This is a genomic window from Pseudoxanthomonas sp. F37, assembly GCF_022965755.1.
In the GTDB taxonomy this organism is placed as follows: Bacteria; Pseudomonadota; Gammaproteobacteria; order Xanthomonadales; family Xanthomonadaceae; genus Pseudoxanthomonas_A.
Genome location: NZ_CP095187.1, coordinates 861,272 through 886,413 on the forward strand (window position 1 = coordinate 861,272; position 25,142 = coordinate 886,413).

Annotated in this window: 23 protein-coding genes and 1 pseudogene; 16 read left to right on the plus strand and 8 right to left on the minus strand. The window is 69.8% G+C overall.

The window, feature by feature from the left end; genetic code table 11:
• Nucleotides 1-39: 39 nt before the first annotated feature.
• Nucleotides 40-1,983: an acetyl-CoA hydrolase/transferase C-terminal domain-containing protein gene (locus MUU77_RS03930; protein ID WP_245091821.1), complete on the minus strand. Its 1,944-nt coding sequence runs from the start codon at nucleotides 1,981-1,983 to the stop codon at nucleotides 40-42.
• Between the two features lie 110 nt (nucleotides 1,984-2,093).
• Here MUU77_RS03930 and MUU77_RS03935 point away from each other — a divergent pair, with 110 nt between their 5' ends.
• Genes MUU77_RS03935 through MUU77_RS03945 form a run of 3 tightly spaced genes read left to right on the plus strand, consistent with a single transcriptional unit; the run spans nucleotide 2,094 to nucleotide 4,568 of the window.
• On the plus strand, nucleotides 2,094-2,462 hold the full coding sequence (locus MUU77_RS03935) for a BlaI/MecI/CopY family transcriptional regulator (RefSeq protein ID WP_245091824.1): 369 nt from the start codon (nucleotides 2,094-2,096) through the stop codon (nucleotides 2,460-2,462).
• Nucleotides 2,452-4,011: a TonB family protein gene (locus MUU77_RS03940; protein WP_245091826.1), complete on the plus strand. Its 1,560-nt coding sequence runs from the start codon at nucleotides 2,452-2,454 to the stop codon at nucleotides 4,009-4,011. Before MUU77_RS03935 ends, MUU77_RS03940 begins: the two co-directional genes overlap by 11 nt.
• 35 nt (nucleotides 4,012-4,046) lie before the next feature.
• Nucleotides 4,047-4,568 carry an energy transducer TonB gene (locus MUU77_RS03945; protein ID WP_245091829.1) on the plus strand — a complete coding sequence of 174 codons (522 nt, stop codon included), beginning with the start codon at nucleotides 4,047-4,049 and terminating at the stop codon, nucleotides 4,566-4,568.
• A 3-nt stretch (nucleotides 4,569-4,571) separates the two neighbouring features.
• Here MUU77_RS03945 and MUU77_RS03950 read toward each other — a convergent pair.
• The 6 genes and pseudogenes from MUU77_RS03950 to MUU77_RS03975 all read right to left on the minus strand — a co-directional run bounded on the left by MUU77_RS03950 (nucleotide 4,572) and on the right by MUU77_RS03975 (nucleotide 8,852).
• Nucleotides 4,572-5,133: pseudogene (locus tag MUU77_RS03950) on the minus strand (flavin reductase family protein).
• 40 nt (nucleotides 5,134-5,173) lie between these two features.
• A complete protein-coding gene (locus tag MUU77_RS03955; protein ID WP_245091831.1) occupies nucleotides 5,174-5,791 on the minus strand; it encodes an ATP-binding cassette domain-containing protein in 618 nt (205 codons plus the stop codon).
• A complete protein-coding gene (gene modB / locus MUU77_RS03960) occupies nucleotides 5,791-6,492 on the minus strand; it encodes a molybdate ABC transporter permease subunit (protein WP_245091833.1) in 702 nt (233 codons plus the stop codon). The genes MUU77_RS03955 and modB overlap by 1 nt, the downstream gene beginning before the upstream one ends.
• Before the next feature lie 4 nt (nucleotides 6,493-6,496).
• Nucleotides 6,497-7,279 (minus strand): molybdate ABC transporter substrate-binding protein, encoded by a 783-nt coding sequence (gene modA, locus MUU77_RS03965; protein WP_345779071.1) that lies wholly within the window; start codon nucleotides 7,277-7,279, stop codon nucleotides 6,497-6,499.
• Between the two features lie 77 nt (nucleotides 7,280-7,356).
• Complete coding sequence (locus tag MUU77_RS03970) at nucleotides 7,357-8,172, minus strand: S1/P1 nuclease (RefSeq protein WP_245091836.1); 816 nt, start codon at nucleotides 8,170-8,172, stop codon at nucleotides 7,357-7,359.
• A 59-nt stretch (nucleotides 8,173-8,231) separates the two neighbouring features.
• Nucleotides 8,232-8,852: an OmpW family outer membrane protein gene (locus MUU77_RS03975; protein WP_245091838.1), complete on the minus strand. Its 621-nt coding sequence runs from the start codon at nucleotides 8,850-8,852 to the stop codon at nucleotides 8,232-8,234.
• Between the two features lie 162 nt (nucleotides 8,853-9,014).
• Here MUU77_RS03975 and gap point away from each other — a divergent pair, with 162 nt between their 5' ends.
• From gap to MUU77_RS04040, 13 genes are all read left to right on the plus strand, one after another.
• Entirely contained in the window at nucleotides 9,015-10,019 is a 1,005-nt protein-coding gene (gap, locus tag MUU77_RS03980) for a type I glyceraldehyde-3-phosphate dehydrogenase (RefSeq protein WP_245091840.1), read from the plus strand.
• A gap of 244 nt (nucleotides 10,020-10,263) precedes the next feature.
• A complete protein-coding gene (locus MUU77_RS03985) occupies nucleotides 10,264-13,002 on the plus strand; it encodes a DUF2339 domain-containing protein (RefSeq protein ID WP_245094205.1) in 2,739 nt (912 codons plus the stop codon).
• Nucleotides 12,999-14,360, plus strand: coding sequence for a DUF3999 family protein (locus MUU77_RS03990; RefSeq protein ID WP_245091843.1), 1,362 nt, complete (start codon nucleotides 12,999-13,001; stop codon nucleotides 14,358-14,360). Before MUU77_RS03985 ends, MUU77_RS03990 begins: the two co-directional genes overlap by 4 nt.
• A 67-nt stretch (nucleotides 14,361-14,427) precedes the next feature.
• On the plus strand, nucleotides 14,428-15,603 hold the full coding sequence (locus tag MUU77_RS03995) for a phosphoglycerate kinase (RefSeq protein WP_245091845.1): 1,176 nt from the start codon (nucleotides 14,428-14,430) through the stop codon (nucleotides 15,601-15,603).
• Nucleotides 15,600-16,241: an HAD hydrolase-like protein gene (locus MUU77_RS04000; RefSeq protein ID WP_245091847.1), complete on the plus strand. Its 642-nt coding sequence runs from the start codon at nucleotides 15,600-15,602 to the stop codon at nucleotides 16,239-16,241. The genes MUU77_RS03995 and MUU77_RS04000 overlap by 4 nt, the downstream gene beginning before the upstream one ends.
• 261 nt (nucleotides 16,242-16,502) lie before the next feature.
• A complete protein-coding gene (pyk, locus tag MUU77_RS04005) occupies nucleotides 16,503-17,972 on the plus strand; it encodes a pyruvate kinase (RefSeq protein WP_245091851.1) in 1,470 nt (489 codons plus the stop codon).
• Between the two features lie 130 nt (nucleotides 17,973-18,102).
• Entirely contained in the window at nucleotides 18,103-19,107 is a 1,005-nt protein-coding gene (locus tag MUU77_RS04010) for a class I fructose-bisphosphate aldolase (RefSeq protein WP_245091853.1), read from the plus strand.
• Nucleotides 19,108-19,423: 316 nt separating this feature from the next.
• Complete coding sequence (locus MUU77_RS04015) at nucleotides 19,424-19,897, plus strand: MarR family transcriptional regulator (RefSeq protein ID WP_245091858.1); 474 nt, start codon at nucleotides 19,424-19,426, stop codon at nucleotides 19,895-19,897.
• An 8-nt stretch (nucleotides 19,898-19,905) separates the two neighbouring features.
• The gene (locus tag MUU77_RS04020) at nucleotides 19,906-20,997 is read left to right on the plus strand and encodes an HlyD family secretion protein (protein WP_245091860.1); all 1,092 of its coding nucleotides are present in this window, start codon (nucleotides 19,906-19,908) and stop codon (nucleotides 20,995-20,997) included.
• 140 nt (nucleotides 20,998-21,137) lie between these two features.
• Nucleotides 21,138-22,688, plus strand: a complete 1,551-nt coding sequence (locus MUU77_RS04025; RefSeq protein WP_245091863.1) for an MDR family MFS transporter — start codon at nucleotides 21,138-21,140, stop codon at nucleotides 22,686-22,688.
• Between the two features lie 49 nt (nucleotides 22,689-22,737).
• Nucleotides 22,738-23,124 (plus strand): VOC family protein, encoded by a 387-nt coding sequence (locus MUU77_RS04030; RefSeq protein WP_245091865.1) that lies wholly within the window; start codon nucleotides 22,738-22,740, stop codon nucleotides 23,122-23,124.
• Nucleotides 23,125-23,342: 218 nt separating this feature from the next.
• Nucleotides 23,343-23,660: a zinc ribbon domain-containing protein gene (locus MUU77_RS04035; protein ID WP_245091867.1), complete on the plus strand. Its 318-nt coding sequence runs from the start codon at nucleotides 23,343-23,345 to the stop codon at nucleotides 23,658-23,660.
• Between the two features lie 25 nt (nucleotides 23,661-23,685).
• A complete protein-coding gene (locus MUU77_RS04040; protein ID WP_245091869.1) occupies nucleotides 23,686-24,150 on the plus strand; it encodes a DUF6265 family protein in 465 nt (154 codons plus the stop codon).
• A gap of 3 nt (nucleotides 24,151-24,153) precedes the next feature.
• On the opposite strand, the gene cysK is transcribed toward MUU77_RS04040, so the two are convergent.
• On the minus strand, nucleotides 24,154-25,128 hold the full coding sequence (gene cysK / locus MUU77_RS04045) for a cysteine synthase A (RefSeq protein ID WP_245091871.1): 975 nt from the start codon (nucleotides 25,126-25,128) through the stop codon (nucleotides 24,154-24,156).
• Nucleotides 25,129-25,142 lie beyond the last annotated feature (14 nt).

Sequence of the window (25,142 nt, forward strand, 5' to 3'; positions counted from 1 at the left end):
TTTGCCGGATGACGGGATGCGGAGCGCGTGCGGCGCCCGTTACCGCGTCTGGCGCAGGCCGAGCGCCAGCAGCTTCGCCTCGAGGCGTTCGCCCAAGGTCGCGGGCGATGAAAGCCCCATCCGTTCCATCGCCTCGGCATCGTCCGATTTGGCACCCAGTGCGTGCAGCACGGTGCCGATCTTCTTCCACGGCGTGGCGGTATTCGCCTTCAGCCAGCCCAGCGCCTTGACGATGCGCTGCTCCACGTCGGTGAAATCGCTGCCCAGCGGGTAGTCGGGCAGGGTGCCGTCATGGCGGAACGCGCGCAGGCGCGCCGACAGGTGGACGGGCGTGTTGTCGGTCCAGTGGCCGGGCGCATGGAAGCCGGCACGCAGCTTGCCCGCGCGCTGCGCCTGTCGCACCAGCGCCTGCTGGAAGCGCGCATCGGTAATGCCGCCCATCGCGATGATGCAGTCCTCGTCGTTCCTGCCGCGCAGGTCGGCGATGCCGTACTCGTTGACGTACAGGTCGCGCAGGTGACGGGGGATGGTGGTGTGGCCGTAATTCCAGCGCACGTTCGACTCCGCCGCGCCGGCATCCTCGCGCACCGTGCGGAACATCAGCGCGCTGCGTGCGTTGTCCAGCGCGTTGGACATGTCCACGAAGTTGTACTGCCCGCCCACGCCCGACACCACGCGCCCGTCCTCCAGGCCGTCGGACACCGCCGCGCCCAGTGCCGTGACCATCATGCAGGAGTTGAAGAAGCGCGCGTCGTGGCGCTGCAGGCGCGCCAAGGTTTCGCACCCGCGCTGCAGTTCGTTGATCATGCTGATGCGGCGCATGCCGATGGCGCGACGCTGGGCGTCCGGCAACTCGCGCAGCCACTGGTAGAACGCGGGCGATCCCAGGTAGAACGCGCCATGCAGGTACTCGCCGTCGCGCTCCAGCCGGGCCTGGTCGCCGAGGTTGGCGGTGCCGTCGGCGATGCGCCGCATCAGGGCCTCGTCATCCACCACCTTGCGCCGGATCACGCCGGTTTCCACCAGCCGCTTGAACCCCTCGTTGACCATCTCGCTGCAGCCGTACAGGCCGATGGCGAAGGGGTCCAGTCCGCCGCTGGCGAGCACGGCGGGGTGCCGCTCCAGCTCCGGATCCAGCGCCGCCAGCACGCGCCGGTAGGTGGCGTTGTCGGTGTGGCGCAGCACCAGCGCGTGGCACAGCGCATCGGCCAGCGCACCGATGCCGATCTGCAGCGTGCCGCCGTCGCGCACCAGCGCGCTGGCATACAGCCCGATGGCGAAGTCGACGTCCGACACCGGCTGGCGCGGCAGCCCGAACAGCTGCGGATAGGGGCCTTGCGGGCTCACGACGATGTCGAAGTAGGTGTCCTCGACGGCCGCCGTGCCTCCCATCCAGGGCAACTGCGGATCGACTTCGGCCACCAGCAGCGGCCGTGCCAGTCCGCGTGCGAGATGCGCATCGACCGTGTCCTGGGTGAGGTCGTTGTTGCACGAGAACGACAGCCGGGTGCCGCCGGGCTCGCGCGCGACCTTCTGCACGATGACATTGAGGGCACGGTCGGCCAGCGCGCGCGGCACGTGCGTGTAGTTGAGGCTGGCGTACAGGCGCTGCGCCGTGGTGGATCGCAGCAGGGCGCCGCCCTGCATGTAGAACTCCTCCACTTCCATGTGCGCGGGCATGGCATCGCGTTTCATCGCCTGCACGTAGTCCAGGCGGGGAAAGTCGTCGCCGAAATGCCGCGCGGCGAAGGGCTTCACGAAGCGCCCTTCCAGTCCCCGCCCGGCGGTGGGCGGATCGAGCGAGAGCGCGGTGTAAAGCGACCAGGGACGCGAAGGATCCGCCACGCCGCGCGCGTACAGCGCATTGAGCAGCCGGTGCGGCTTGCCGATGCCCAGCGGCGCGCCGATGCGCAGCGGGCCGCAGGTGCGGGCCAGGATCAGGTCGACGGCTTCGTCGAGGTCGGTGAGGTGGTCAGGGTTCATGGGCGCAGCTTAGGCGAAGCGGGATGATCTGCCGACGAACGGCGGAGCGATAGGGCTTGACAGAGGATTCGTTTACGCATGTAATCAATAAAAATTACAGGTGTAAACGCATGTCGATCAGCGATGCCGAAGCCGTGGTGATGGAGGTGCTGTGGGGACGCCATCCCGCCAGCGCCGAGGACGTGGTCGCGGCCCTGGCGGGGCGGGCCGAATGGGCGGAGCCGACCGTCAAGACGCTACTCAACCGCCTGCTCAACAAGGGCGCGATCCGGGCGGAAAAGGACGGGCGGCGTTACCTGTATTCCCCCGTCCTCAGCCGTGACGCCTGGCTGGCGGAGCAGAGTGCGGGAGTGGTGGACCGGCTGTTCGGAGGACGCGTTGCGCCGCTGGTGGCCCACTTCAGCGAGCGACGCAGGCTCTCGCCGGCCGATATCGCAGAACTCAAGCGCCTGATCGCGGAGCTCGACGATGGTCAGTGACGCGATGGTGGCCCTGCTCGAGGCGACGCTGGCCAGCACGCTGGCGATCCTGTTGGTGATGACCCTGCGCGTACCGCTGCGCCGACATCTCGGTGCCGCCGCTGCGCACGCGGTGTGGCTCTGCGTGCCGCTGGTTTGCGTGGCCATCCTGTTGCCGGGACGCCAGGCTGAAACGCAGTGGGCGCTGCCGCTGGTCGCCGTGCTGCCGCCGGTGCCCCTCGCGGCCGCTGGCGAGGCGAAGCCGCTGGCTCCATGGTCCTCGTGGCTCTTCTGGTCCTGGTGCGCGGGCGCCATCTTCACCGCGGGCCGGCTGGTCCTGCAGCAGCGCCGCTTCGTCCGTGGACTGGGCCCACTGGCGCCGGCCGCGCCGGACGTGCTGCATGCGCGCACGTGCGAGGGGCTACCGGCCGCCTACGGCGTACTGCGGCCACGGATCGTGGTGCCGGCCGATTTCCACACCCGCTATACGGACGCGGAGCGCGCCCTGGTGCTGTGCCACGAGCGCCTGCACATCCAACGCGGCGACCTGATCGGCAACCTGCTTGCCGCACTGCTGCGCAGCCTGTTCTGGTTCAACCCGCTGATGCACCTGGCCGCGCGCCTGCATCGCCTGGACCAGGAATTCGCCTGCGATGCGGCCGTCATCGCGCGTCATCCCGGTGAACGCCGCCGATACGGCGAGGCGATGCTGAAGGCGCACCTGGCCGGCACCCCGCTTCCCGCGGGCTGCCATTGGACGTACCGACACCCGCTCAAGGAGAGAATCGCCATGCTCAAGCACCCCTTGCACAGCCGCGCCCGCCGGTTCGCGGCGGCCGCACTGGTCATGTCGACGGTCGCCGGCACCGGTATGGCGGCATGGGCCGCCCAACCTGCAGCGCAGGCGCAGGCCGTGCACGACTTCCACTACCGCATCGGCGCTGCGCTCGAGGTCGATGGCGAGCGCCAGGACTTCGCGCTGCGCGACTGGCCGGGACGGAAGGTGGGCTTTGCAACGACCACCCGGGCCGGGCGCGTCTGGCGCATCGAGCTGACCGTCGATCCGGCGCAGCCCGGACAGGTGAAACTGGTCGGCGATATCAGCGTGGACGGCAGGCCGCTGTCGGCGCCGGTGCTGATCGGCGCGCTCGACCAGCCGATGCGCATCGAAGCGACCGCGCCGGAGGGTGGCTCGACCTTCGCGCTGTCGATGGTCGTCAGCCGGCACGATGGCGCACCGGGCCCGGATGCCGCCAGCCTGCCGAAGCAGCCCGCGCCGGCCTACCCGCAGGAGGCGAAGGCGCTCGGCCAGAGCGGCCACGTCGTGCTGAAGCTCAGGGTGGGGCCCGATGGCCGCGTCCGCGAAGCCGTCGTGGAGGAATCGGTGCCTGCCGGCCTGTTCGACGCCGCGTCGCTGGCGGCGGCGCAGCGATGGACCTTCGACCCACCGATGGAGAATGGCGTGCCGGTGGAAGGATGGGTGCGCGTGCCGATCCGATACGACATCGATGGCGGCCACGCCGAAGACGGTGGCGACGTTCCCGCCGCGGCCGGGCAGCCTGCGGGGTGAGGCGTATGCGAGGTCCGGGATATCGCGGCGTCCCCATGCGGATCGTCGCCTGCGCCATGGTGGCGTGCACGGCCGCCGGCTGCGCGCATCGCGTCGAACAGGTCGATCAGCGCCTGCTGTTGCCCCAATCGGCCGGGCACTACCAGATGGCGCCGCACCAGGCCTTCGTCTACCCGGTGCCGATCCAGATGGCCGGCCCTGCATTCCCTGCCGCGGGCATGCCACGCGAACTGCCGCCCCTCACCCTGTGCGTATCCTTCGTGGTGGATGCCGAAGGCAAGGCGACGCGGGTCGCCCCCCTTCGGCAGGCGGGCTGCGCTGATGGCGCATCGCAGCCTTCGCTGCGCGATGCCGCGCTTTCCGCGGTGGCGGGATGGACGTTCGAGCCGGCCATGTTCTGCGACTATCCGGACGCGGCGAGCCGCGACCGCGACTGGAACGGCGACGGCTGCGCCGGCGAGCGCGTGCAGGCGCGCGTGGTGCCGGTGTCCCTGGCCTATGCGTTCACCTTCGAGATCCGCGAAGGCAGGCAGCGCGTGGCCACGCGCAAGCGCTGACGCTCACTGCTCCAGCATGTCCGGCCGGAACAGCCGGCGCCGGGGAGACCTCGCGGCCGGCGATCATGAAGCGGCCGTCGCCTCGGTAGTGCACCGTGCGCGGGATGCGCGGCGAGGGGGCGACATGCGCCGCCACCACGCGCCACACGAACAGGGGGTAGTCGGCGGTGATGCGCGTTTCGTGCAGGCGGCACTCGAACTGCGCGTGGCATTCGGCGATCCGCGGTGCCCCGACTTCGCGCGAGGACAGCGGCGTCAGGCCGAAGCGCTCGAACTTGTCCTGCTCGGTGCTGCTGCAGTTGCTGATGCGCACCACCGTGTCCAGCAGGTCCTCGGTCGGCAGGTTGATCACGCACTCCCGGCTGGCCCGGGCCAGGGCATGGCTGCGGTTGGCATCCCAGATGTACGTGCCCACCAGGTCGTAGCCCAGCATCATGTGCCAGCCCAGCGTCATGATCGCGCGCTCGCCGCGGTGGGCGGTGCTCAGCAGGACCACCGGGCCCGGCTCCAGGTAGCGGCGGGTCTGGTCGACGGGCAGGGACTTCCAGCGCTTGGCCTGTTTCATGCGGGACACTCCGGTGGCGTGGCCGCAGGATACGGCGGCCTCAGTCGAGGACGTGTGTGGAATCGGCCACGCGACGCACTTCGTCCGGGTGATGGCTGACGTAGACGATGGGCAGGCGGATCTCGTCGCGCACGCGCTGCAGGTAGGGGATCAGTTCCTCCCTGCGGGCCTGGTCCAGCGACGACAGGGGCTCGTCGAACAGCAGCAACGACGGTTGCGAGAGCAGGGCGCGGCCGATCGCCACGCGCTGCGCTTCGCCGCCGGACAGGTTGCGCGTGCGCCGGCCGAGCAGGGGCGCGATGCCGAGCAGGTCCACGACCGCATCGAATCCGAACCTCGGCGCGCCGCGCCCGCCATGGCGCCCGTAGAGCAGGTTGCGGCGCACGTCCAGGTGCGGGAACAGCCGCGCATCCTGGAACACGTAGCCGACGCGGCGCTGGTGCACCGGCACGTCGATGCGGCGCGCGCTGTCGAACAGGCAGCGGCCGTCCACGGCGATGCGGCCGGCGACCGGCGCCACCAGTCCGGCGATGGCGTTGAGGACCGAGGTCTTGCCGGCGCCCGAGGGGCCGACCAGCGCGATCACGCGCGCGCCGTCCTCGATGCGCACGTGGCGATGGAAGGTGCCGCGCCGAAGTTCGATGTCCAGGTCGAGCATCAGCCGTCCTCGCCGTGGCGCGTGGGATGGCGTCGCACCAGCCATTCGGAGAGCAGCAGGGCCGCCAGCGAGATCGCCACGGCGACGGCGGCGAGGCGCCAGATGCCGGCCTCGCCGCCGGGCACCTGCATCAGTCCGTAGATCGCCGACGACAGGGTCTGGGTTTGGCCGGGGATGTTGGAGACGAAGGTGATGGTGGCGCCGAACTCGCCCAGCGCCTTGGCGAAGGCCAGCACGCTGCCGGCGACCAGGCCGGGCCAGGCCAGCGGAAGCGTGACGGTGAAGAAAACCCGCCACGGACCGGCCCCCAGCGTGGACGCGGCCTGTTCCAGCCGGCGGTCCGTGGCTTCCAGCGACAGGCGGATCGCACGCACCATCAGCGGGAATCCCATCACCGCGCAGGCCAGCGCCGCGCCGGTCCAGCGGAACGCGAACACCAGGCCCAGGTGTTCCTTCAGGAAGGCGCCCACGGCGCCCTGCGTGCCCAGCGTGACCAGCAATGCATAGCCCATCACCACCGGCGGCAGCACCAGCGGCAGATGAACCAGCGCATCCAGCAACGCCTTGCCCGGGAAGCGCGTCCGTGCCAGCAGCCAGCCCACCAGCACGCCCAGCGGCAGGCTGGCCAGCGCCGCCACCGCAGCGACCTTCAGGCTGAGGCGGATCGCGGTGAGCTCGTCGGGCGTGAACGCATCGAACATCGGCTCAGTCCCGCACCGCGAATCCGTGCCGATGGAAGATGGCATCCGCGGCAGGCGAGGCCAGCCACCGCACGAACGTAGAAGCCTGGGCCGACCGGGGCCCGCGCAGCGCGGCCACGGGATAGACGATGGCCGGATGGCTGTCCTCGGGGAACGTCGCCACCACGCACACCGCGGGCTCGGCCTTCGCATCGGACGCATACACCACGCCCAACGGCGTTTCGCCACGCGCCACCAGCATCAGCGCCGCACGCACGCTCTCCGATTCCGCCAGCCGCGCCTTCACGCCGTCCCACAACGACAGCGATTCCAGCGACGCGCGGGCGTACTTGCCCGCAGGGACGGTCCGGGTCTGGCCCAGGGCCAGGCGGCCCTCCCCGAGGGCGGCCAGCAGCGTCGCGGGCCGCTTCAGGTCCACACGCACCCCGCTTGCCTTGGGCGCGACCAGCACCAGCCGGTTGCCCAGCAGGTTGCGCCGCGTGGCGGGCACCACCCGGCCCTGCTGCTGCAGGTAGTCCATCCATTCCAGATCGGCGGAGAAGAATGCGTCGGCGGGCGCCCCCTGTTCGATCTGCCGCGCCAGCGCCGAACTGGCGGCATACGACACGCGCACCGGTGTGCCGGTCTGTTTCCGGTAAGCCGCGGCGGCCTCGTCCAGCGCTTCCTTCAGGCTGGCGGCGGCGAAGACGATGAGGCCGCGGTCCTCCTGCGCATGGGTGGCCACGGGCGCCAGCACCAGCGAAAGCAGGACCAGCATGGCAAGGAAGGAGCGCAGCGGTGCGTACAGGTTCATGCGAACGACACCTTGGGGGGAAGGCTAGCCGACGAAGAGGTGGCGGTTCCCATGCGGCATCGGCCGCCCGGTCACCGCCGTCCGAGGGCCTGGTTGAGCACGGCGGCCAGGGCGGTGCCGCCGGCACGCAACTGGCGCTCCACGATGGGCAGATGCTGGTCCACGTAGCGCTGGTCCAGCCTGGCGCGGCCCGGATACACGCCCGGCCCCGTCGCCACACGGCACGAGTGTTCGGCCCATTCGGCCGCCGGTGGCGGCAGCGCGCTGGCGCCCAGCGCCGGGCGGGGCAGCGTACGCAGGCGTTGCAGATGGTCGGCTTCGCTGCGGCCGGTGGACAGCAGCATGCGGCTGTCCCACAGCGTGTGCAGGTTGGTGCCGCGGCCGTCGAAGTTGACCTGCACGTCGTTGCCGCCCTTGTCGTGGGCGTAGCCGGCATGCAGGGGCTGGTGCACGTCCCCCACGAAGTGCACGACGAACTTCAGCGCCTGCAGCCGCTCGGCATGCGTACGCGTCCGATCCGCCAGGATCGCCGCCTGCGCGTGGATCGCCTCGACGACGCAGTTGCCGCCCGGGCAGTCGCGGACCTGCTCGTAGGCGCAGTCGTGTTCGCCGAGATTGACGAAGTGCCAGCGCGCGGACGTCCTGCCGAGCACGGGATCGTTCTTGCGGAGGTCGTCGGCCCAGCTGGCGATGCCGGCCAGGGTCGGATCCGGCTCGCCCTGCAACAGCACCTCGGCCTGGCGGCGCGCCTGCGGCGTCAGGTCGTCCCATGCCAGCAGCGCCACCAGGCGATGGCCCAGCGGGCCCCATGCGTGCGCCGGGAGCGGCAGCAGTGCGAGCGCGACGGCGAGGACGAATGCGGGAATGAAAAGAAGGGGACGGACCATGCCGGTACTTTAACCGACACGGGCCGTCCCCATTGCGCGTTGCGGACCTTATGCGGTGCTCAGAACTTCACGACATAAGCCACGCCGTACACCAGCGGGTCGATGTTGGCGGTGCCCAGCTTGGCGCCGTCCACCTCGACGTCGGTGTCGATGTCGATCCAGCGCGCGTCCACGCGCACCGCGCCGCGCTCGCTGACCTTGATGTCCATGCCGACGTGCGCGGCCAGGCCCCAGGAGTCGTCCAGCTTCAGGTCGGTGCCTGCCAGCGCGCCCTTCGTGTCTTCGCTGAAGAACGTGGTGTAGTTCAGGCCGGCGCCGAGGAACGGCGAGACCTTGCCCTGGCTGTTGAAGTGGTACTGCAGCGAAACGGTCGGCGGCAGGTGCTTGGTGCTGCCCACCGTGCCGACGCCTTCGATGGCGATGTCGTGCTTGAACGGCAGCGCGGCCAGCACTTCCAGGCCCAGGTTGTCGCGCAGGAAGTATTCGAAGGTGACGGTCGGCTTGACGTCGCTGTCGATGTCCAGCGGCAGGGTGCCGCCGGCCAGCGTGCCGTTGTCGGATTTCGGGTTCACCTGGTGCACGCCGACGCCCAGGGTCCAGTCGCCCTTGGACTGGGCGAAGGCGGGAGCGGCGGCGCCGAAGGCGAGGGCGATGGCAATCGGGATCAGGGTCTTCTTCATGTTGATGACGCTCGTTGGAGAGTGGGGCCAGTCTCCACCCGCGTCCGGCGTGCCGCCTTGATCCTGATCAATGCCCGCCACGGCCTGCCGCCGGGGCGGGCTGCTAGAATGTGGGCCCCGTCAACCCCGCCGCGCCGCGCGCGGCCGCAGGAGTCCTGAGCAATGTCGATCAAGGTGGGTATCAACGGCTTCGGCCGCATCGGGCGCAACGTGCTGCGTTCCGCCGTGCAGAACTTCGGCAACGACATCCAGATCGTCGCCATCAACGATCTGCTGGAACCGGACTACCTGGCGTACATGCTCAAGTACGATTCCGTGCACGGCCGTTTCGACGGCGAGGTGAAGGTCGAGGGCGGCGCGCTGTTCGTCAACGGCAGCAAGATCCGCCTGACCCAGGAGCGCGATCCGGCCAACCTCAAGTGGGACGAGGTCGGCGCCGATGTCGTCATCGAATCCACCGGCCTGTTCCTCGACAAGGCCACCGCGCAGAAGCACCTGGATGCCGGCGCGAAGAAGGTCATCCTGTCGGCGCCGTCGAAGGACGACACGCCGATGTTCGTCTACGGCGTGAACGACAAGACCTACAACGGCGAAGCGATCATCTCCAACGCCTCCTGCACGACCAACTGCCTGGCGCCCATCGCCAAGGTGCTGCACGACAAGTGGGGCATCAAGCGCGGCCTGATGACCACCGTGCACGCGGCCACCGCCACGCAGAAGACCGTCGACGGCCCCAGCAACAAGGATTGGCGCGGCGGCCGCGGCATCCTGGAAAACATCATCCCGTCCAGCACCGGCGCGGCGAAGGCCGTCGGTGTGGTGATCCCCTCGCTCAACAAGAAGCTCACCGGCATGTCGTTCCGCGTGCCGACCAGCGACGTGTCGGTGGTCGACCTGACCGCCGAGCTCGAAAACCCGGCCACGTACGACGAGATCAAGGCCGAGATGAAGGCGCAGAGCCAGGGCGCGCTGAAGGGCATCCTGGGCTACACCGAGGACAAGGTGGTGGCCACGGATTTCCGCGGCGACACCCGCACCTCGATCTTCGACGCCGAGGCCGGCATCGCGCTGGACCCGACCTTCGTCAAGCTGGTGGCCTGGTACGACAACGAGTGGGGCTACTCCAACAAGTGCCTGGAGATGGTCCGCGTGGTCGCCGGCAAGTAAGCCGCGCAGCGGCCCCACAGGCCGTCGCGCATCCCGACACGGGCGCCCCAGGGCGCCCGTGTCGTTTCCGGGTATCGCCAGGCGATACCGCGCGCGCCCTGGGCGACCACCCGCGGATCGGAATCTTGCAAATCCCCGGGCCATGTCCGAGGCTGCGGGCGCGGCTGCATGGACGGCCGGAGGGCGCGGCATGCCGCGTCCTTGCACCGGAAACACGCACAGACGAGGGCGGGGAATGGATGACGTGGTCGGGTTGTTGGTCCTGGTGGGGCTGGCCGTGCTGGCCATGCCCGTGCTGCTCATCGTCGCGCTGGTGTCGGTCAGCGGCCTGAAGCGCCGCGTCGCCACGCTGGAAGCGCAGGTCGCGCAGTTGCGCGCCGCGCGCGCTGCCGCGCCCGCACCGGCGCCTGCCAGCCAGGCGGCGGGTGCGCCCGTCGTGGATGAAGGCCCCACGCTGGCGGACCTGCTGCGCGACGCGGCGCCGCCGCCGCGCGCGACGCCCGCGCCTGTACAGGCGGCACCGGGCCGCACCGCCGGACCACCGCCCATCCCGCCCGCACCCCAAGCGCCCACGCCCACGCCCACGCCCACGCCGGCAGCGCCGCACATCCCGCCCCGGCCGCCGCGTCCTGCCGCGCCCGCGCGTCCGGATTTCGCCACCCGGGCGGTCCGCGCCGTGCAGCGCTGGTTCACCGTCGGCAACGTGCCGGTGAAGATCGGCATGCTGGTGCTGTTCGCCGGCGTCGCGGCGCTGCTCAAGTACGGCGCCGACCAGGGGTGGTTCACCCTGCCGCCGGAACTGCGCCTGGCGGGCGTGGCGGCCGCCGCGTTGGGCGCGCTGGTATTCGCGTGGCGCAAGCGCGAGAGCAACCGCGTGTTCGCCCTCAGTCTGCAGGGTGGCGCCATCGGCGTGCTGCTGCTGGTGGTGTTCGCCGCCTTCAAGATCTTCGGCCTGATGCCGGTGGGCGCGGCCTTCGCGCTGAGCATCGCGCTGGTGGCCGGTGCCGGCATGCTGGCCGTGCTGCAGGATGCGAAGGCGCTGGCCGTCTTCGCGTTGCTGGCCGGCTTCCTTGCGCCGATCTGGCTGTCGACGGGCAGCGGCAACCATGTGGCGCTGTTCTCGTACTACGCCGTGCTCAACGCGGCCATCGTCGGCATCGCCTGGTACAAGTCGTGGCGCCTGCTCAATCTGCTCGGCTTCGTCTTCACCTTCGGCATCGGCACCGCGTGGGGCCTGTTCGACTACGCCCCGGAAAAGTACGGCACCACCCAGCCGTTCCTGGCCTTGTTCTTCGTGTTCTATCTGCTGATACCGCTGCTGTTCGCCCGCAGGCAGCCGGCCAGCCGGCGCGACTTCATCGACGGCTGCCTGGTGTTCGGCATGCCGTTGGTGGCGTTCTCGCTGCAGGCCGGCCTGATGCGGGGCGGCACGTTCGCAGACAGCCGGTTGCCGCTGGCGTTCTGCGCGCTGGGTCTGGGCGTGCTGTACGCGGGGCTGGCGTGGCTGCTGCACCGGCGCCGGAACTACGATGTGCTTGCGCAGTCGTATGCGCTGCTCGCGGTGGGCTTCGCCACGCTGGCGGTGCCGCTGGCGCTGTCGGCCCAGGCGACGGCCTGCGTGTTCGCCCTGGAGGGTGCGGCGCTGGTCTGGCTGGGCCTGAAGCAGTCGCGCCTGTTGCCGCAGCTGACCGGTGCGGGCCTGCAGATGGCGGCGGCGCTGGCGTTCTCCCTCGCGCGGGCCGACGCCTGGTCCTCCGGCGGATTCGAGGCGACGGCCCATCCGATGTTCGCCAACGCGCCCTTCATGAGCGCGCTGCTGATCGCGCTGGCCGGCCTGGCCAGTGCCTGGAGCTATCGCGGCCGGCTGGGCGCCGTCGCGGGGCTGTACTACCTGTGGGGCCTGGCCTGGTGGCTGGGCAACGGTGTGATCGAGATCGAGCGTTACCTGAGTCATCGGGACGAGCCGGACGCGATGCTCGCCTTCGCGGCGTTGACCGGCTGGCTGGCGGCAGAAGCGCATCGGCGTCGTCCGTCCAGTGCGCTGGCGTGGACGACGCTGGCGGCCCTGGCTTGCGCGGTGCCGCTGGCGATCTGGCAGTCGGACGTGCACCAGCAGCCATTCGCCGGTCATGGCGTCTGGGCATGGCTGGCCTATGCGGTGCTTGGCGTGCGCAGCCTGTTGTGCCTGCGCGACAGCGAACATCGCCTGGCCGGCGCGGGCCAGTTCGTCTGGTGGCTGGTGTGGCCGATGGTGGCGAGCCTGCTGATGGCGTGGCTGCCCGACTGGCTGCAAGGCATGGGGCAGGGCTGGACGGCGGGCCTGATCGCGTTGCCGTGGCTGGTGGTGGTTGCGCTCGCGCTGTTCCGCTGGGGCTGGCTGTCGGCGCCCTTGGGCGAACGCTTCGATGGCTGGCGCACGCCGTTGCTCGGCGTGCTGTTCGCCGCGCTCGCCCTGTGGTGGGTGGGGTCGCTGTTCGTCGCGGGCGGGGCCGCGCCGCTGCCGTGGATTCCCGTGGTCAATCCGCTGGAACTGGCCCAGCTGGCGGTGCTCGTGCTGCTGTTGCGCTGGTGGGTGCCGGAAGACCGCAGCCTGCCGCCTGCGAAGATCGTGCTGCTTTCTTCGATGGCGTTCGTCTGGGTGACCTCGGTGGTGCTGCATGCCGTCCATCACTGGGGCGGCGTGCCATGGAACGGCGGCCTGCTGGCGGGCAGCCTGGCGCAGACCAGCCTGACCGTGGTGTGGAGCGTGCTGGGCGTGCTGGGCTGGGTGATCGGTTCGCGCCGCGGCCAGCGCATGCTGTGGCTGGGGGGTGCGGTGCTGATGGGCGTGGTGCTGGTGAAGCTGGTGTCGGTGGACCGGCAGCATCTGGGCAACCTGCTGGGCATCGGTTCCTTCATCGCCTACGGCCTGCTGTGCACGGTGGTGGGTTACCTGGCACCGGCGCCGCCGCGCCGCATCGAGACCGAGGAGGCGACCGCATGAGGACCCTGCTGCTTGCCCTGGCATTGCTGGCAACGCCGTCCGCGACGCTTGCGCAGTCGCCGGCACATGCCGCGTACGCCAAGCGGTGGCCGCTGGCCCTGTCCGCCGAGCGCGCCGGCGCCTACCGCGTCGAGCTTGATCGCAGCGTCTACACCACCACCGCCTGGGCCGACCTGCGCGATGTGGACGTGCTGGATGCCGACGGCAAGCCGGTAGCGGCGGCATTGTTCGGCCCCGAGCAGCCTACGGCGCTGCCCGCCCGCCGCATCGTCGTGCCGTGGTTCCCGTTGCCGGTGCCACCGTCTGGCGGGGAACAGCCCTCCCGCGTGTCGGCGCAGTTCGGCGAACACGGGCGCATCGTCCGCATCGAGGCCAGCGGCGGTGCGCCGTCCGACGACACCGGTCGGGCCTTCCTGGTGGACCTCAGCGGCATCCGCGACAACCCCGAAGCGCTGGAGATCACCTGGGACCCGGGCGAGCCCCGCGAAGCCCGTTTCCGCGTGGAAGGCAGCCACGATCTGCAGGCCTGGGACGTGATGCAGCCGCGCGTCACGCTGATGGAACTGCAGCGCGGCACGCAGCGGCTGCTGCACGACGAGGCGCCCATCCGGGCCGGGTTCCGCTACGTGCGCTTCGTGCCGCTCGATGCCGCTGCGGCGCTGCCGATCCGTGAGATCCGGGTGCGCCTGGATGCCGCGCATCTGCAGCAGACGGTGGCGTGGTCGGAGATGCAGGGACGGCGCGTGAGCGAGCAGGGCGTGGACGGATTCGTCTACCGCAGCGACGGCCGCTATCCCATCGCCCTGGTCAACCTGGCGATGGATGATTTCGCCGTGGGCGAATGGACGCTGGAAAGTCGCGACGCCGACGACGCGCCATGGCGGCTGCGCGCCGGTCCGTGGGTGGCCTATCGCGTGGATGGTGAACGCCCCAGCGCATCGCCCGATCAACCCTTGTCCAGTGGACCGGTGCGCGACCGCCAGTGGCGACTGCGCAGCCGAGGCGCCCTGCCCGAGCGGGCGCCCACGCTGCGATTGGGCTATCGGCCCGAGGTGATGGTGTTCCTGGCGCAGGGCACGCCGCCGTATGCACTGGTGGCCGGCAGCGCGAGCGCCCGCCGCGCCACCGTGCCCATGCCGGCGCTGGTCGATGCGCTGCGGCGCGACCGCGGCGCCGAGTGGCAGCCGGCGCCCGCCTACCTGTCCACGGCCGCGGTGCTGGCCGGCGACGCCGCCCTCGTGGCGCCGCCCGAACCCCGCGACTGGAAGACCTGGCTGCTGTGGGGCGTGCTGCTGCTGGGCGCGGGGCTGGTGGCCGCGTTCGCCTTCAGCCTGTTGCGCGGCCGCCCTCCGGCGTAGCCGCTGGTTTGCGGCAGGGGAGGGCAGGCGGGACAATGGCGGTCTTTCCCGCTGCCCAGGACCTCCCATGCCCATCGTCCGCATGACCGATCTCGACCTCACCGGCAAGCGCGTGCTGATCCGCCAGGATCTGAACGTGCCGATCGAGGGCGGCCGCATCACCTCCGAGCAGCGCATCACCGCCTCGCTGCCCACGCTGAAGCTGGCGCTGCAGAAGGGCGCGGCGGTCATGGTCACCTCGCACCTGGGGCGTCCGAAGGAGGGCGTGTGGAGCCAGGCCGATTCGCTGGCGCCGGTGGCCGCGCGCCTGTCCGAGCTGCTGGGCATGGAGGTGCCGCTGGTGAGGGACTGGGTGGATGGCGTGGAGGTGAAGCCGGGCCAGGTGGTGCTGCTGGAGAACTGCCGCATGAACGTCGGCGAGGGCAAGGATGACGAAGCCCTGTCGAAGAAGTACGCCGCGCTGTGCGACGTGTTCGTCATGGATGCGTTCGGTACCGCGCATCGCGCCCAGGCCTCCACGCACGGCGTGATCCGCTTCGCCGCCGTGGCAGCCGGCGGCCCGCTGCTGATGGCCGAACTGGATGCGCTGGACAAGGCGCTGGCCAACCCGGCGCGCCCGTTGCTGGCCATCGTGGCCGGCAGCAAGGTCTCCACCAAGCTCGAGTTGCTGACCAGCCTGGTGGGCAAGGTCGACCAGCTGATCGTCGGTGGCGGCATCGCCAACACCTTCATCGCCGCCGAAGGCCACGCCGTCGGCAAGTCGCTCTACGAGGCCGACCTGGTGGATACGGCCAGGAAGATCGATGCCGATGCCAGGGCGCGCGGCGCCGACATCCCGCTGCCGACCGACGTGGTGGTCGCCACCGCGTTCGCCGCCGATGCCCCGGCCACGGTGAAGGCCGTCGATGCGGTCGCGGACGATGAGCTGATCCTCGACATCGGTCCGCAGACCGCGCAGCGCTATGCCGAACTGATCAGGTCGGCCGGCACGGTGGTGTGGAACGGGCCCGTGGGCGTGTTCGAGTTCGACGCCTTCGGCAAGGGCACCGAGACGCTGGCGCATGCCATCGCGCAGTCGAAGGCGTTCTCCATCGCCGGCGGCGGCGACACCCTGGCCGCGGTGGACAAGTACGGCATCGCCGGCGACGTCGGCTACATCTCCACCGGTGGCGGCGCGTTCCTGGAATTCCTGGAAGGCAAGACCCTGCCGGCCGTCGCCGCGCTGGAAGCCCGCGGCGCGTGAGCCGCGCCACGCTGTTCTTCGATCTGGACGGCACGCTGATCGATTCGGCCGTCGGCATCACCCGCTGCATCGCGCACGCGCTGATGCAGCTGGAACATCCGGTCCCGTCCGAGGAAGAACTGCGGGGCTGGATCGGGCCGTCGTTGCGTACCAGCTTCATGCCGCTGCTGGGCGATCCGGCCCGGGTCGAAGCCGCCGTCGATCACTATCTGCAACGCTTCGAGTCGCACGGCTGGCTCGAGCACCAGGTCTACGCCGGCATCGGCGAGGCCATCGAGGCGCTGCATGCGGACGGGTACCGGCTCGCCGTGGTCACGGCGAAGAACGAGCCGCATGCCCGCAGGATCCTGGCGCACCTGCCGTTCGGGCACCGCTTCGAGGACGTCATCGGCGCGACCGCCGACGGACGGCTGAGCCACAAGGCGGATCTGATCGGTGAAGCGCTGCGGCGGCTGGGCGTGGTGTCGGACGCCTGCTGGATGATCGGCGACCGTCGCATGGACATCGAGGGCGCGCGCCACCACGGCATGCGCAACGTGGGCGTGCTGTGGGGCTTCGGCGGCGAAGAGGAACTGCGCCAGGCAGGTGCGGACCGGGTGGCGCATCATCCGGCGCACCTGCAGCCGCTGTTCGGCTGACGCTGGCGCACGTACGCGGCCGCGTGCGTTTGCGCAGTCGGGTGTGCGCGCGCAGCATCCGGTCATGATGCTCAGACCAAAAAAATACCACTGACGCGATGACGCGATGTTGCGCGAAAGGGCTGTAAAACAAGCGTTTTCGCCGTGCTTCGCGCGCGGACGCAACGGTGTCCCGGGACAGCATGCGCGCAGCGCGATCGTCGGCCGTTGCGGTGCCCGGTCGCTGTGGTAGCGTTTGCGCGATCACAGGGAACCCGCACCATGACAGAACGCCAGCGCCGCACCAAGATCCTCGCCACCCTCGGACCGGCGACGGACCCGCCCGGTGTGCTGGAGGAACTGTTCCGCGCGGGCGTCAACGTGGTGCGCCTCAATTTCTCCCATGGCGATCCGTCCGGCCAGGCCAAGCGCGCCGCCGCCGTGCGCCTGGCCGCGCAGCGCGTGGGGGCGGAAGTCGGCATCCTCGCCGACCTGCCTGGCCCGAAGATCCGCATCGAGCGTTTCGCCGAGGGCAAGATCGTGCTGAAGAAGGGCGACCGCTTCGATCTGGTCGCGAGTGCGGACGCCCCGCCCGGCGACATCAACCAGGTCGGTGTCAGTTATCTGGGCCTGCCGGGCGATGTCGACGCCGGCGACGTGCTGCTGCTGGACGACGGCCTGATGCAGCTGCAGGTGGTGCAGGTCGACGGCGAGCGCATCGTCTGCACGGTACTCAACGACGGCGTGCTGTCCGACCGCAAGGGATTGAACAAGCAGGGCGGTGGCCTGTCGCTGGGTGCGCTGACCGAGCGCGACCGCGAACTGATCGCCTACGTGGCCGAGAACATCGGCGTGGACTTCATCGCCGTGTCGTTCTGCCGCAATGCCGAGGACATGAACGAGGCGCGCCGCATCGCGCGCCAGCATGGCTGCGATGCCGCACTGGTGTCGAAGATCGAGCGCACCGAGGCCATCGAGAACCTGGCCGAGATCGTCGATGCCAGCGACGTGGTGATGGTGGCGCGCGGCGACCTGGGCGTGGAGATCGGCGATGCCGAGCTGCCCGGCCTGCAGAAGAAGATCATCCGCGAGTCGCTGGCGCGCAACAAGGTGGTGATCACCGCCACCCAGATGCTGCAGTCGATGGTGGACAGCCCCATCCCGACCCGCGCCGAGGTGCTGGACGTGGCGAACGCCGTCATCGACGGCACCGATGCGGTCATGCTCTCCGCCGAGACCGCCGCCGGCAGCTATCCGGTGCGCGCGGTGGAAGCGATGGCGCGCATCTGCCTGGGCGCCGAGAAGCAGTTCGAGATGGACACCGATTTCGAGAAGGCGCCGCGCAACCTGGAGCGTGCCGACCAGGCCATCGCGATGGCGACGATGTTCCTGTCCGAACACATCGGCGTGCGCGCGATCGTGGCGATGACCGAATCCGGCGGCACCGCCCGCTTCCTGTCGCGCTTCCGCTCCAGCGCGCCGATCTACGCGTTCTCGCGGCACGACGGTGCGCGCCGCAAGATGGCGATGATCCGCGACGTGTTCCCCATCGCCTTCGACAGCCGCGGCCTGGCGCCGCGCGAGGCCGCGCGCGATGCGATGCGGGTGCTGCACGATCGCGCGTTGCTGGCCGAGGGCGACCGCGTGATCTTCACCAGCGGCGACCACATGGAGAAGCACGGCGCCACCAACACGCTGCGCCTGCTGCAGATGGGCGAGCGGGGCAAGGCCGAGGGGCTGGGCGAGCTGTAACCGGTTTCCGGGATTCCCGCCGCGTCCGGATCCGGGCGCGCTGCGGCGCGTTCACCGTCATGATTGCCCGCTGTCGGCGCGGCGCGGGCTACAATTGGTATCTTTCCCGCCGCCTTTCCAGGAACTCCCCATGAGCATCGAACAGCTTGCCGAAACCGCCCAGGCCATGGTGGCCCCGGGCAAGGGCATCATCGCGATCGACGAGTCCACCACCACCATCGCCAAGCGGTTCCAGGCCGTGGGCATCGAGAACACGGAAGAGAACCGCCGCGCCTACCGCGAGCTGCTGCTCACCACGCCCAAGCTGTCCGACTACATCTCCGGCGCCATCCTGTTCGACGAGACCATCCGCCAGTCCACCAAGGACGGCGTGCCGTTCGCCAAGTACATGAGCGAACACGGCATCATTCCCGGCATCAAGGTGGACAAGGGCACGCATCCGCTGGCCGGCTGCCCGGGCGAAGTGGTCACCGAGGGCCTGGACGGGCTGCGCGAGCGGCTGAAGGAGTACTACAAGCTGGGTGCGCGCTTCGCCAAGTGGCGTGCGGTCATCACCATCGGCGAGGACATCCCGTCCGGTACCTGCATCGAGGCCAACGCCCACGCGCTGGCGCGGTATGCCGCGCTGTGCCAGGAATGCGGCCTGGTGCCGATGGTGGAGCCGGAAGTGCTGATGGACGGCGACCACAACATCGAGGTCTGCTACGAAGTGACCGAGGCCGTGCTGCGTTCGCTGTTCGGGGCGCTGTACGAGCAGAACGTGCTGCTGGAAGGCACCATCCTGAAGGCCTCGATGGTCATCGCCGGCAAGGACTGCGACGAGCAGGCCGATGTCGACGAGGTGGCCGAGTCCACCGTGATGTGCCTGAAGAGCACCGTGCCGGCGATCCTGCCGGGCATCGTGTTCCTGTCCGGCGGGCAGACCGACGAGCAGTCCACCGCGCACCTCAATGCGATGAACCGCCTGGGCACCCTGCCGTGGCCGCTGAGCTTCTCCTACGGCCGCGCCATGCAGCAGGCCGCGCTGAAGCTGTGGTCGCAGGACCTGACCGGCAACTTCGCCAAGGCGCAGGCCGTGGTGTACGAGCGCGCCAAGGAGAATGGCCTGGCGGCGCTGGGCAAGTGGGAGGGGTGAGCCCTCGCGCCACCGCGTGGTGAAACCGACGCCGGCCTCGTGCCGGCGTCGTCGTTTCCAGGGCCGGAGTCCCGGATTCACGGGCATCCTCCGGCCCGCCGGACCGTCATTCCCTCCCGCGAAGGCGGGAGCGCAGCGCCTCCAGCGTCAGGCGCGAAAGTCGCGGGGATGACGGCTCAATCGTGGGTCGCCCAAGCCTGGTGACCCCGAAGCTGGCCGCGCGGGCGTCCGTGGCCCGGGCTGGAGGCAGAAGCCTGGCTGAACATGATTCGCAGCCCTCTATATTATTGCTTAGGCATCTATATCATAGGCACCCATGACCCAGGCCAACGGCAAGAGCACCATCGGTTACCTGATCGCGGACCTGAGCCGGCTGTTCGGCCGCGTGTTCGACCGGCGTTCCGCGCACCTGGGCCTGACCCGGGTGCAATGGCGTGCGCTCAAGCGCATCCACCAGCGCGAAGGCATCACCCAGACCGAGCTGGCCGACCTGCTGGACATGGAGCCGATCGCCGTGGGCCGCGTGCTGGACCGCCTGCAGAAGGCCGGCTTCATCGAGCGCCGCAGCGACCCGGACGACCGCCGCGTATGGCGCCTGCACCTGCTGCCGCAATCCGGCGCGGTGATGCACGACATCGAAGCCGTCGCCGTGTCCGTGCGCGAGGACTGCCTGGCCGGCGTCGATGCCGACGAACTGGCGACGACGCTGAAGGTGCTGGGCCAGATCCGCGAAAACCTCTCCGTGCTCGATCGCGCAAGCCGCGGCGAGTCCTCCCTCCGCAAGAGCTGACCCCCACCATGACCAGCAAGATCAACGAAGCCGCGGAAAAGGCGGCACAGGCCCCCGCTCCCAGGCGCCGCCGGGTGCCCGTGTGGCTGTGGGTCGCCGGCCCGCTCGCCGTCGTCGGCTTCTTCGGTTGGGAGTACGTCGCTTCGCAGCGCGAAGTGAGCACCGACAACGCGTACATCAAGGCCGAGCGCATCCTGATCGCCCCGCAGGTCGGCGGGCGTGTGGTCGAGGTCGCCGTGCAGCAGAACCAGCCGGTGAAGCGGGGCGACCTGCTGTTCCGCATCGACGCCGATCCGCTGGTCATCGCCGTCGCCCAGAACGAAGCCCTGGTGGCGCGCATGGCCAACTCCGCCAGCGCCAGCCGCGCCAAGGTGGTCGGCACCGGCACCTCGATCCAGGCCGCGCGCGAAACGCTGGCCTGGGCGCAGCGCGACCTGCAGCGCATGCAGCGGCTCGCCGGCCAGCAACTGGTCTCGCGCAAGATGCTGGACGACGCGCGCCACGCCGTCGCCGAAGCGCGCACCGACCTGGCCGATGCCATCGCCACGCAGTCCGAAGCCACCGCGTCGCTGAGCGGAAGTCCCGGCACGCCCACGCAGGACCTGCCGGAATACCGGGCCGCGGCGGCGATGCTGGCCAAGGCGAAGCTCGACCTGGACCACGCCGAAGTGCGTGCGCCGGTCGATGGCATCGTCGGCCTGCACGACCTGCAGGTGGGCGAGTACATCAACGTCGGCCAGACCGCGATGCCGCTGGTCGCCACCTCGCCGATCTGGGTGGAAGCCAACTTCAAGGAAACCGAACTGGAGAAGATGAAGGTCGGCCAGGCGGCCACCATCGAAGTCGACAGCTATCCGGGCGTGAAGTGGAAGGCGCACGTGGCCTCCATCGCGCCGGCCTCCGGCGCGGAGTTCAGCGTGCTGCCGCCGCAGAACGCCACCGGCAACTGGGTGAAGATCGTGCAGCGCATTCCGGTGCGCCTCGAGATCGATGAAGCCGCGGCCGACGCTCCGCAGCTGCGCGCCGGCATGAGCGCCGACGTGCATGTCGACCTGCGCGACGGCGGCACCGCCTCCAGCCGCGCCACTGCGGCGCGCTGAGGTCCATCTTCCATGTCATCCCGGGCGTGCGCCGAGGCGGGCGAGGGCACTGTGGTGGGGCCCGGCCCCGCTGACGCCGCGCCCCGGGTGACCTCTGGATCGCCGCACCCCCCGTGCGCCGATCCTCGCCGGAACGCCCCATGAGCACGACCGCCGCTCCCGTTGCACCCGCGCAGGACGACACCGGCAAGCGCACGCTGCTGGTCGGCTCGGTGATGCTGGCCACGCTGATGCAGGCGCTGGACACCACCATCGCCAACGTCGCGCTGCCGGACATGCAGGGCTCGCTGTCGGCCACCCAGGACCAGGTGTCGTGGGTGCTGACCAGTTACATCGTCGCCGCCGCGATCCTGACCCCGGTCACCGGCTGGCTCGCCGGCCGACTCGGCCGCCGTCGCCTGCTGATCATCGCGGTCAGCGGCTTCACCGTCGCCTCGCTGCTGTGCGGCATCGCCACCGGCATCGGCGAGATGGTGCTGTTCCGCATCCTGCAGGGCGTGTTCGGCGCTTCGCTGGTGCCGATCTCGCAGTCGCTGCTGCTGGACGCCTTCCCCCGGGAAAAGCACGGCGCCGCCATGGCGATGTGGGGCATGGGCATCATGGTCGGGCCGATCCTGGGCCCGCCGCTGGGCGGCTTCCTGACCCAGAACTACAGCTGGCACTGGGTGTTCCTGATCAACCTGCCCATCGGCATCCTGGCGCTGGTCGGCATCATGGCCAGCGTGAAAAAGGACGTCCTGCAGGAGCGCAAGCTCGATGGCGTCGGGCTGGGCCTGCTGGCGCTGGGTATCGGGGCCTTGCAGCTGTTCCTCGATCGCGGGCAGGGCGAGGACTGGTTCGGCAGCGTCGAGATCCAGATCGAGGCCGCGCTCGCCTTCCTGGCGCTGTACACCTACGGCCTGTGGTGGTGGCGCCGGCGCGACAGCGCGCTGCTCGACCTGGGCCTGCTGAAGAACGCGAACTTCGCCGTGGGTTGCGCGTTGATCTTCGTCGTGGGCATCGTGCTGTTCGCCACGCTGGCGCTGCTGCCGCCGTACCTGAGCACGCTGATGAACTACCCCGTGCTGACCATCGGCCTGGTGCTGGCGCCGCGCGGCGTGGGCACGATGTTCAGCATGATGGTGGTCGGCCGCCTGCTGGGCCGCATCGACGCGCGCTGGCCGATCCTGGCCGGCATGGGGTTGATGGTGGCCTCGCTGCACGGCATGACCCAGTTCGGGCCCAACGCCTCCATGCCGTCCATCGTCTGGCTGGGCGTGGTGCAGGGCATGGGCCTGGGCCTGGTGTTCGTGCCGATCTCGACGGTCGCCTACGCCACCCTGGAACCGCACCAGCGCACCGAGGCGGCGGGCCTGTTCAGCCTGGTGCGCAACATCGGTTCGTCGGTCGGCATCTCGGTGGTGATGACGATGCTGTCGCGTGCATCGCAGGTCAACCATGCGGAGATCGGCGCGCGCATCCCGGCATTCGGCGCGGAGACCACGCTGCTGCCCGCGGCGATGAACCCGTCCACCGCCACCGGCCTGGCCCTGCTCAATGCCGAGGTCAACCGGCAGGCAGCGGCCATCGGCTATCTCAACGACTTCAAGCTGATGATGCTGCTCACCCTGGTGTCGATGCCGCTGGTGCTGCTGATGCGGGGTGGCAGGGCGCCGTCCGGGGGCGGGGCGGACGCTGCTGCGGCGCATTGAGTGCCGGGGTGGCGATGGAGGCGGCGGTGCCCGCGCCTACAATGCCTGCATGAAGATCGAAGGCCTGCACCACGTTGCGATCATCGCGTCGGACTACGCGCGTTCGAAACGCTTCTACACCCAGGTGCTCGGGTTGCGCGTGGTCGCCGAGCACTATCGCGGCGAACGCGACTCATGGAAGCTCGACCTCGCGCTGCCCGATGGCGCGCAGGTCGAACTGTTCTCGTTCCCTTCGCCGCCGCCGCGCGTGTCGCGCCCGGAAGCCTGCGGCCTGCGCCATCTCGCCCTGCGCGTGGCCGACCTGGAGGTCGCCGTCGCCCATCTGCACGCACAGGGGGTGGCCACCGAGCCGGTCCGCGTGGACGAATACACCGGCCGCCGCTTCACCTTCTTCGCCGACCCGGATGACCTGCCGCTGGAGCTGTACGAGCAGTGAGGTGCTCACTGTAGGAGCGACGTCCGTCGCGACCGCACGCCAACCATGTCGGGATCCCGCAGACGGCGCATCGTCCTGCCGCGCCCGGCTTGACCAAGTATATGCGCGTGGCCGACGACATGCGGTCGCGACGGACGTCGCTCCTGCAGGACTCGGTACAGACGTGGATTCGCCCGCCTCGGCCTGCTAACGTGCGGGCAGTCATTGGGGGATGTCGAATGTTCTGCAAGCAATGCGGCCAGCAACTGGTCGACGAGGCGGTCGTGTGCCCGCACTGTGGCGTGGCGACGGGCCACTTTCCGCAGGTGGTCGCGCAGGGGAAGAGCCGCACCAGCTTCATCCTGTTCGGCGCCCTGCTCGGTCTGATCGGTCTGCCGGGCATCCACAATTTCTATGCGGGCTACAACCAGAAGGGCCTGGTGCAGATCCTGGTCAGCGTGCTGTCGTGCTGGCTGTTGTGGATACCCATGTACATCTGGGCCATCGTGGAGATCTGCACGGTGACGGTCGACAGCGACGGCAAGCCGATGTACTGAAGCATCACCTCGAGGAAGCAGTGCCATGAAGCCATCCGTCCCCTGCGTGGCCGCCCTGCTGCTGGCGCTGGCATCCGGCGCAGATGCCGCAGAACTGGACTGGCTGGCGGGCCATTGGTGCGGCCAGCGCGGCAGGACGTTCAGCGAGGAAACCTGGATGGCGCCACGCGGCGGGCTGCTGGTAGGCATGCACCGCGATACGCGTGACGGCACGGTGGCCGGTTTCGAGTTCATGCGCATCGCGCAACGGGAGGGGCGCTGGGTATTCCTGGCGCAGCCCGGTGGCGGCGCGGTGACCGCGTTTCCCGCCGAGCGGGTGGCGCAGGATCGCGTGGTGTTCGCCAATCCTTCGCACGACTTCCCGAAGCGCGTGATCTATGCGCGCCCGGATGCCGACACGCTGCATGCCCGCGTGGACGACGGCCGCGACGACGGCAAGGCGCTGGAATGGACATGGCGGCGCGACTGCGACGCGCCGCCGGCGGACTGAGCCTTACGGCAGCGCGGCGTCGCCCAGCGAGGCCAGCCACTCGTCGTCGGACCCTTCGTTGACGCCTTCGAACAGCGGCGTGGAGAAATAGCGTTCGCCGGTATCGGGCAACATGGCCAGCAGCACATCGCCGGGCCTGGCGTTCTGCGCGACCTGCAGCGCGGCCGCCACCGTCGCACCGGCGGAGATGCCCACGAAGATGCCTTCCTCGGCGGCGAGGCGACGCGAGGCGGCGATCGCCTCCACGTCGGTGACCGGCAGGATCTCGTCGGCGACCTCGCGATTCAGCACGTCGGGCACGAAGTCCGGGGTCCAGCCCTGGATCTTGTGCGGCTGCCATTCCTTGCCCAGCAGCAGTGAAGCCCCGGCCGGCTCGGAGGCGACGATGCGCACGTCCGGGCGCGCCACCTTCAGTACCTCGCCCACGCCGGTGAGGGTGCCGCCGGTGCCCCAGCCGGTGACGAAATGGTCGAGCCGGCGGCCGGCGAAATCGCGCAGGATCTCCGCCGCCGTCGTCTGCCGGTGGTAGGCCGGGTTGGCCGGGTTGGCGAACTGGCGGGCGAGGAACCAGCCGTGCTGCCTGGCCAGTTCCTCGGCGCGCCGCACCATGCCGCTGCCGCGTTCGGCGGCCGGCGTGAGGATGACCTTGGCGCCATAGGCGCGCATCAGCTTGCGGCGTTCGATCGAGAAGGTCTCCACCATGGTGGCGACGAACTTGTAGCCGCGCGCGGCGGCCACCATCGCCAGCGCCACGCCGGTGTTGCCGGACGTCGCCTCGATGATGGTGTCGCCGGGCTTGAGCAGGCCCTTGGCTTCGGCATCCAGAATGATCGCCAAGGCCAGGCGGTCCTTCACCGAACCACCGGGATTGAACGACTCCACCTTGGCGTAGAGGGTGACGTGCTCGGGCGCGATGCGCTGCAGTTTCACGACCGGCGTGTGGCCGATGGTGTCCAGGATGCTGTCGTAAACGGCCATGGGGTCTCCGTGTG